We start from the raw sequence: 6,959 nt of genomic DNA on the forward strand, positions 1-6,959 counted from the left end.
GCCGAGGGCGGACCGGAAACCCGGTCCGCCCTCGGCGCGTCCGCATGGCGGTCAGGCTGTCTCACCACGCGAGCGCTCAATAGACTCGCCGTGCACGCCCGTCCGAGTGGTCTTCCCCCGCAGCTCCCGCAGGAGGTCTCGTGTTCAGCAAGGTGCTCGTCGCCAACCGAGGAGAGATCGCGGTCCGGGCCTTCCGGGCGGCCACCGAGCTCGGCGCGAAGACCGTCGCGGTGTTCCCGTACGAGGACCGCAAGTCCGAGCACGTGCTCAAGGCCGACGAGGCCTACGAGATCGGGGAGCCCGGCCACCCCGTTCGCGCCTACCTCGACCCCGAGGGCGTCGTCCGCACCGCGGTGGAGGCCGGCGCCGACGCGGTCTACCCCGGCTACGGCTTCCTGTCCGAGAACCCCGACCTGGCGGAGGCCTGCGCCGCGGCGGGCGTCACCTTCGTCGGGCCGCCGGCCTCGGTCCTGCACCTCACGGGCAACAAGGCGCGCGCCATCGCCGCGGCCAAGCAGGCGGGTCTGCCCACCCTGCGCAGCGCTCCCCCCAGCACCGACGTCGACGAGCTCGTCGCGGGCGCCGAGGAGATCGGGTTCCCCGTCTTCGCCAAGGCGGTGGCCGGTGGCGGCGGTCGGGGTATGCGGCGCGTGGAGCGCCGCGAGGACCTGCGCGACGCGCTCGAGGCCTGCATGCGTGAGGCGGAGTCCGCCTTCGGCGACCCGACCGTCTTCCTCGAGGAGGCCGTGGTCAGCCCGCGCCACATCGAGGTGCAGATCCTCGCCGACGGCGAGGGCAACGTCATCCACCTGTTCGAGCGCGACTGCTCGGTCCAGCGCCGCCACCAGAAGGTCGTCGAGATCGCCCCGGCGCCCAACCTCGATCCCGCCCTGCGCGAGCAGATGTGCGCGCACGCCGTCGCGTTCGCCCGGGAGATCGGCTACGTCAACGCCGGCACCGTCGAGTTCCTCCTCGCCCCCGACGGCCGCTACGTGTTCATCGAGATGAACCCGCGCATCCAGGTCGAGCACACCGTCACCGAGGAGATCACCGACGTCGACCTCGTCAGCTCGCAGATGCGGATCGCCAGCGGCGAGACCCTGGCCGACCTCGGGCTGTCCCAGGAGTCGCTGCAGATCCGCGGCGCCGCCCTGCAGTGCCGCATCACCACCGAGGACCCGGCCAACGGGTTCCGCCCCGACACCGGCCGCATCACCACCTACCGCTCCGCCGGCGGCGCCGGCGTGCGCCTCGACGGCGGGACGGTGTTCGTCGGCGCGGAGATCGGCGCCCACTTCGACTCGATGCTGGTCAAGCTCACCTGCCGCGGGCGCGACTTCCCCACGGCCGTACGGCGCGCCCGCCGCGCGCTCGCGGAGTTCCGCATCCGTGGCGTCTCGACGAACATCCCGTTCCTGCAGGCGCTGCTCGAGGAGCCGGACTTCCAGGCCGGGCGCCTGTCGACCGCGTTCATCGACGAGCGGCCGGGGCTGCGGACCGCACGGATCTCGGCCGACCGCGGCACCAAGCTGCTCACCTACCTCGCCGAGGTCACCGTCAACCAGCCCCACGGGCCGGGCCGCACCCGCATCTCCCCGCGCTCCAAGCTCCCGGCCCTCGACACCACCGCTCCCCTGCCGCCCGGCGCCCGCGACCGGCTGCTGCGCGAGGGGCCACAGGCGTTCGCCGACGCGCTGCGCGCACAGGACGCCGTCGCAGTCACCGAGACGACCTTCCGCGACGCACACCAGTCGCTGCTCGCGACCCGGGTGCGCACCCGCGACCTCATGCACGTGGCACCGCACGTCGCGCGGCTGACCCCGCAGCTGCTCAGCGTCGAGGCCTGGGGCGGAGCGACCTACGACGTGGCCCTGCGCTTCCTCGCGGAGGACCCGTGGGACCGGCTCTCCCAGCTGCGCGAGGCGATGCCCAACCTGCCGCTCCAGATGCTCCTGCGCGGGCGCAACACCGTCGGATACACGCCGTACCCCACCGCCGTCACGGATGCGTTCGTCACCGAGGCCGCGGCCACGGGCATCGACATCTTCCGCATCTTCGACGCGCTCAACGACGTGAGCCAGATGCGCCCGGCCATCGACGCCGTGCGCGCGACCGGCACGGCCGTCGCCGAGGTCGCGCTCTGCTACACCGGCGACCTCACCAGCCCCGGCGAGAAGCTCTACACCCTCGACTACTACCTGCACCTGGCCGAGCAGATCGCCGAGGCCGGGGCGCACGTCATCGCCATCAAGGACATGGCCGGGCTGCTGCGGGCGCCTGCCGCCCGCACCCTGGTCACGGCCCTGCGCGAGCGGTTCGACCAGCCCGTCCACCTGCACACGCACGACACGGCGGGCGGCCAGCTCGGCACCCTCCTCGCGGCCATCGACGCCGGGGTCGACGCGGTCGACGTCGCGAGCGCGGCCATGTCGGGCACGACCAGCCAGCCGTCGATGTCCTCCCTCGTCGCCGCCACGGACGGCACTCCTCGCGCGACCGGTCTGGACCTGGCTGCCGTCAACGACCTCGAGCCGTACTGGGAGGCGGTGCGCCAGGTCTACGCCCCCTTCGAGTCGGGGATCCCTGCACCCACCGGTCGGGTCTACAAGCACGAGATCCCGGGCGGCCAGCTGTCCAACCTGCGCCAGCAGGCCATCGCCCTCGGGCTCGGCGACCGCTTCGAGGCCGTCGAGGACACGTACGCCGCCGCCAACCGCATCCTCGGCAACATCGTCAAGGTGACCCCGAGCAGCAAGGTCGTCGGCGACCTGGCGCTGGCCCTGGTGGGCGCGAAGGCCGACCCCGACGACTTCGAGGCCAACCCGACCCGGTACGACATCCCCGACTCGGTCATCGGGTTCCTGTCCGGCGAGCTCGGCGACCCGCCCGGTGGCTGGCCCGAGCCGTTCCGCACCAAGGCGCTCGAGGGCCGCAACCCCAGGCCCCGGGTCACCGAGCTGTCGGAGGAGGACGCCGAGGCCCTGCGGGCGGCCCCGCGCCCGACGCTCAACCGCCTGCTCTTCCCCGGACCGACCAAGGACTTCGAGAAGTCGCGCGACGCCTACTCCGACCTCGCGGTGCTGGGCACGCGCGAGTTCCTGCACGGCATCGAGGTCGGGCACGAGCACGAGATCGACCTCGAGCCCGGCAAGCGGCTGCTCATCGGCCTGCAGTCGGTCTCCGACGCCGACGACCGCGGCATGCGCACGGTCATGTTCACCATGGGCGGCCAGCTGCGCCCGATCCAGGTGCGCGACGAGAAGGTCGCAGTGGACGTCAAGGCCGCCGAGAAGGCCGACCCCTCCGACCAGCGGCAGGTCGCCGCCCCCTTCGCGGGGGTCGTGAGCCTGGCCGTCGAGGAGGGCGCCGTCGTCGAGGCTGGAGCCGTGGTCGCCACGATCGAGGCCATGAAGATGGAGGCCAACATCACCGCCGCGGTGGCCGGGACGGTCACCCGCCTGGCCATCGGCTCCCAGCAGCAGGTCGAGGGCGGCGACCTGCTCCTCGTCCTGGGCTCCTAGGCCGTCGGCCCTGGGCTGCACTACCGCTGACCTGCGGTTCTCCCGTGTTCGGGTTACGGTCGAAGCGCACGGAGGTCAAGAAGCGGCCACTCGCCGTGCATGTCCGAAATCACCGCAGGCCAGACGAATGGAGTGCAGTCATGGGACTCACCGACAAGCTGGACAACAGCAAGGACGACGCCATGGGCAAGGCGAAGGAGGCTGCGGGCAAGGCCACCGACGACGAGCGCCTCGAGGCCGAGGGCCGCACCGACCAGGCCGAGGCCGACGTGAAGCAGGCCGGCGAGAAGGTCAAGGACGCCTTCAAGCACTGACGGCACGCGCACCCACGCGAAGCGGGGGCGGCGCGGCGACCCGGGACCACCGTCCCGACGTTGCCGCACCGCCCCCGCTTCGTCGTGCCGGCCACCAGGAGCCGTGTCGGCTACCAGGAGCCGCCTGAGGAGCCGCCGCCACCACCGCCGGAGAACCCGCCGCCCCCGGAGAAGCCCGAGCCGCCGGAGCTTCCCGGGGTGCTGGTGAAGGTGCCGCCGGCCGTCGTCGCGAACGAGTCCATGCCGTCGGCGATGCCGTTGAACGAGCCGAAGTTGCCCCCCAGGTACCACAGCGGCGGGGTGATGACGTGGCCCGCGGCGGCCGCGGCCTCGGCGACCTTCTCGAACGTCGACGCCCACTGGGAGGCCACCCCGAACACGATGGCGTAGGGCAGGTAGCGGCTGAAGACGTCCTGGGCCTCCTCCCACTTGATCTGGTTGGCCTCCGCGGTCACGAGGTACTGCTTGAAGCCCTCCGACTGCGCCAGCACCGCGCTCCCGGCCGCGGTGCGGGCAGCCATCCGCCGGCCGAGGAAGAGCACGATGGCCCCGGCGAGGGCGCAGCCACCCGCGAGCGCGAACCCGGGGGGCACCGGGGAACCGCTGCCGGCCCCGAGCCGCGACACCGCTCCCCCGAGCCAGATCGAGGCGAACAGCGGGCCGAACACCATCAGGCTGCCCAGCGTCGTCCAGGCACCGCGCTGGGCGGCGGGCGACCGGCGGAACCAGCCGCGGCGCACGACCTCGTCGTACATGAGCTCCTGCACCCGGCTCAGCGTCGGCTTGAAGTGGTTCTTCAGGGAGGACAGCGTCACCGACGATGAGGTGGCGAACACGCCCGCGAGCAGCGCCTGCTCGTACGGCTGCAGCGGCGTGCGCGCCTGCTCGGCCGACGGCGCGGTCTGGGTGAGCAGCCAGTCCTTGCTGCGGAACGCACCCTTCTCCGTCTCGCCGATGGTGAGGTGGCCGCGGACCGCGAGGTCCACCAGGGTGGCCGAGACGTCGACGGTGTTGGCGGTCTCGTCGATGACGGTGCCGACCAGGCCGGGCTGGACGCCTGCGGGCGGGGTGAACTGCACGGCGGTCACTCGCTTGTCGCCGTGCACGACCGCGGCGCTCTCACCCACCCCGGGCGTCAGGCCCGGCGTGAGGCCGGCGTACTGCTCGTCACGGCCCCGCGTGTAGACCAGCGTGCCCATGAGGCCGGCGGCGAGCAGCGGCAGGGCCGCACCGGTCCCGAGCGCGAGGGCTCCCAGTGCCTTGGATGTCTGCGTGGTGACGACCCCGCCGTCGCTGGTCACCTCGCCCTCGTGCAGCACCGGCTCCAGGGCGCCGAACCCGTCGCGCGGCAGCGAGGCCAGGATCGAGACCCCCTGGCCGGGCTCGACCCGCGGCGCACTGAACTGCGCGGTCGCCCCGGGCGTGGCGGTGCAGCGGTCGGTCGAGCCGAGCTCGCCGTAGAAGCACTCCGCGCGGTCGGCCGGACCCGGCCCGGTGACCGAGGCGCTGACGTCCTCGTAGAGGGCGTCGTTCGCCGAGCCCACGAGGTTGTAGTAGAGCTCGGCGTGGTCGGTGAAGCCGTTGACGATGGCCCCGAGGGTGTACCGCACGACGTAGCGCTGGGTGCCCGAGACCGTCTCGTCGGGGTTGCCGACGCGGATCCGCACCGAGGTGCCGTCGGCCGCGTCGCTCACGGACACGTCGCTGGGCGCCCCCGAGGGCGAGGACGCCGAGACCTTGCTGATCGGGTACTCGCGGTAGGTGTTCTCCCGGTCCTGGTACCCGGCGCGTACGACGACGTAGCGCTCGATACCGTGCCGGGCCTCACCGTCCGGGAAGTGCCACGCGATGGTCTCCGCCACGTCGACGGAGCCGTCCTGCTTGACGGTGAAGTCGACGTGGAAGGAGCTCGCGTAGTCGTCCGAGGACGCCGCCGTCGCGCTCGCCCCTCCGAGGACCAGGACGGCCAGCGCCAGCACCAGCGCCGCCACCACCCCCGGACCGTGACGCCTGCCCCCTCCTCGAAGTCGGCGTCGAACCGTCCCCCCGTGCTGGCTCATGCGTCCTGGCGCCCCTTGCTGCTCAGCGCGCGCTGCGCCTCGCGGTTGTCCTGGCGCTCACGCAGCGCGTGGCGCTTGTCGTACTGCCGCTTGCCCTTGGCCACCGCGATCTCGACCTTGGCGAGCCCGTCCTTGAAGTACAGCTGGAGCGGCACGATCGTGTGCCCCGTCTCGGAGGACTTGCGCGCGATCTTGTCGAGCTCGGCCCGGTGGAGCAGCAGCTTGCGGCGCCGGCGCGGCGTGTGGTTGGTCCACGTGCCCTGGACGTACTCCGGGATGTGCACGCCCTCGAGCCACAGCTCGTCCCCACGCCACGCGGCATACCCGTCGATCAGCGAGGCCCGGCCCATCCGCAGCGACTTCACCTCGGTGCCCATGAGCGCGATCCCCGCCTCGTAGGTGTCCTCGATGAGGTAGTCGTGGCGCGCCTTGCGGTTGCTCGCCACCACCTTGCGACCCTGGTCCTTGGCCACTGCCCGTCCTGTCCGTCGTCCCGTGCCGGTCGGGGGCCGACCAGCATGCCAACGCTACCCGGTGGACGGGGTGCGGCCGCCAGCGGTTTGCCGGGTCGCGCCGTCCGTCAGAGCCAGCGGCGCGGGTCCTTCGGGACGCCGTCCTCGTAGGTCTCGAAGTGCAGGTGGCAGCCGGTCGACTCACCGGTGGTCCCGACGTACCCGACGACCTGTCCGCGGCTGACGTGACCACCGCGGACCACGATGCGCTCCATGTGGTTGTAGGCGGTGACCAGGTCGACGCCGCGCAGGATGCCGTGGTCGACCTCGACCCGCTGGCCGTAGCCCCCGGCCCAGCCGGCGGAGATGACGGTACCGGGCGCGGCGGCGCGGATCGGGGTGCCGCAGTTGGCCGCGTAGTCGCGACCGGCGTGCAGGCGCCAGTAGTGCAGGATCGGGTGGTAGCGCATGCCGAACTCGGAGGAGATCCAGCCGTCCGAGGGGGCGGACAAGAAGCCGTTGGCGCTGGGTGCGCTGGGGACGTGGGGTACGGGGCGCCCGGCCCTGCGTGCCGCGGCGGCGGCCCGGCGGGCGGCGGCCGCGCGACGGGCG

General features: G+C 72.6%; 5 protein-coding genes. 2 read left to right on the forward strand and 3 right to left on the reverse strand.

Annotation, left to right across the window (positions count from 1 at the left end; all coding sequences use genetic code 11):
- Window positions 1–140: 140 nt before the first annotated feature.
- Both AB4Z02_RS18615 and AB4Z02_RS18620 read left to right on the forward strand, forming a co-directional pair.
- Entirely contained in the window at window positions 141–3,521 is a 3,381-nt protein-coding gene (locus AB4Z02_RS18615; RefSeq protein WP_441972837.1) for a pyruvate carboxylase, read from the forward strand.
- Between the two features lie 140 nt (window positions 3,522–3,661).
- The gene (locus AB4Z02_RS18620; RefSeq protein ID WP_056882678.1) at window positions 3,662–3,835 is read left to right on the forward strand and encodes a CsbD family protein; all 174 of its coding nucleotides are present in this window, start codon (window positions 3,662–3,664) and stop codon (window positions 3,833–3,835) included.
- 110 nt (window positions 3,836–3,945) lie between these two features.
- Here AB4Z02_RS18620 and AB4Z02_RS18625 read toward each other — a convergent pair whose 3' ends face one another.
- The 3 genes from AB4Z02_RS18625 to AB4Z02_RS18635 all read right to left on the reverse strand — a co-directional run.
- Entirely contained in the window at window positions 3,946–5,829 is a 1,884-nt protein-coding gene (locus AB4Z02_RS18625) for a DUF2207 domain-containing protein (protein ID WP_441972839.1), read from the reverse strand.
- 62 nt (window positions 5,830–5,891) lie between these two features.
- On the reverse strand, window positions 5,892–6,368 hold the full coding sequence (smpB, locus tag AB4Z02_RS18630) for an SsrA-binding protein SmpB (RefSeq protein WP_056882676.1): 477 nt from the start codon (window positions 6,366–6,368) through the stop codon (window positions 5,892–5,894).
- A gap of 107 nt (window positions 6,369–6,475) precedes the next feature.
- Window positions 6,476–6,959: M23 family metallopeptidase (locus tag AB4Z02_RS18635; protein ID WP_441972840.1), on the reverse strand; the 484-nt coding region annotated here is incomplete at its 5' end.

The organism is Pedococcus sp. 2YAF34, assembly GCF_052114585.1.
In the GTDB taxonomy this organism is placed as follows: Bacteria; Actinomycetota; Actinomycetes; order Actinomycetales; family Dermatophilaceae; genus Pedococcus.

What these genes read in the sequence shown, in the direction of transcription:
- AB4Z02_RS18620 (WP_056882678.1), top strand. Translation starts at nt 3,662, where the DNA reads ATGGGACTCACCGACAAGCTGGACAACAGCAAGGACGACGCCATGGGC.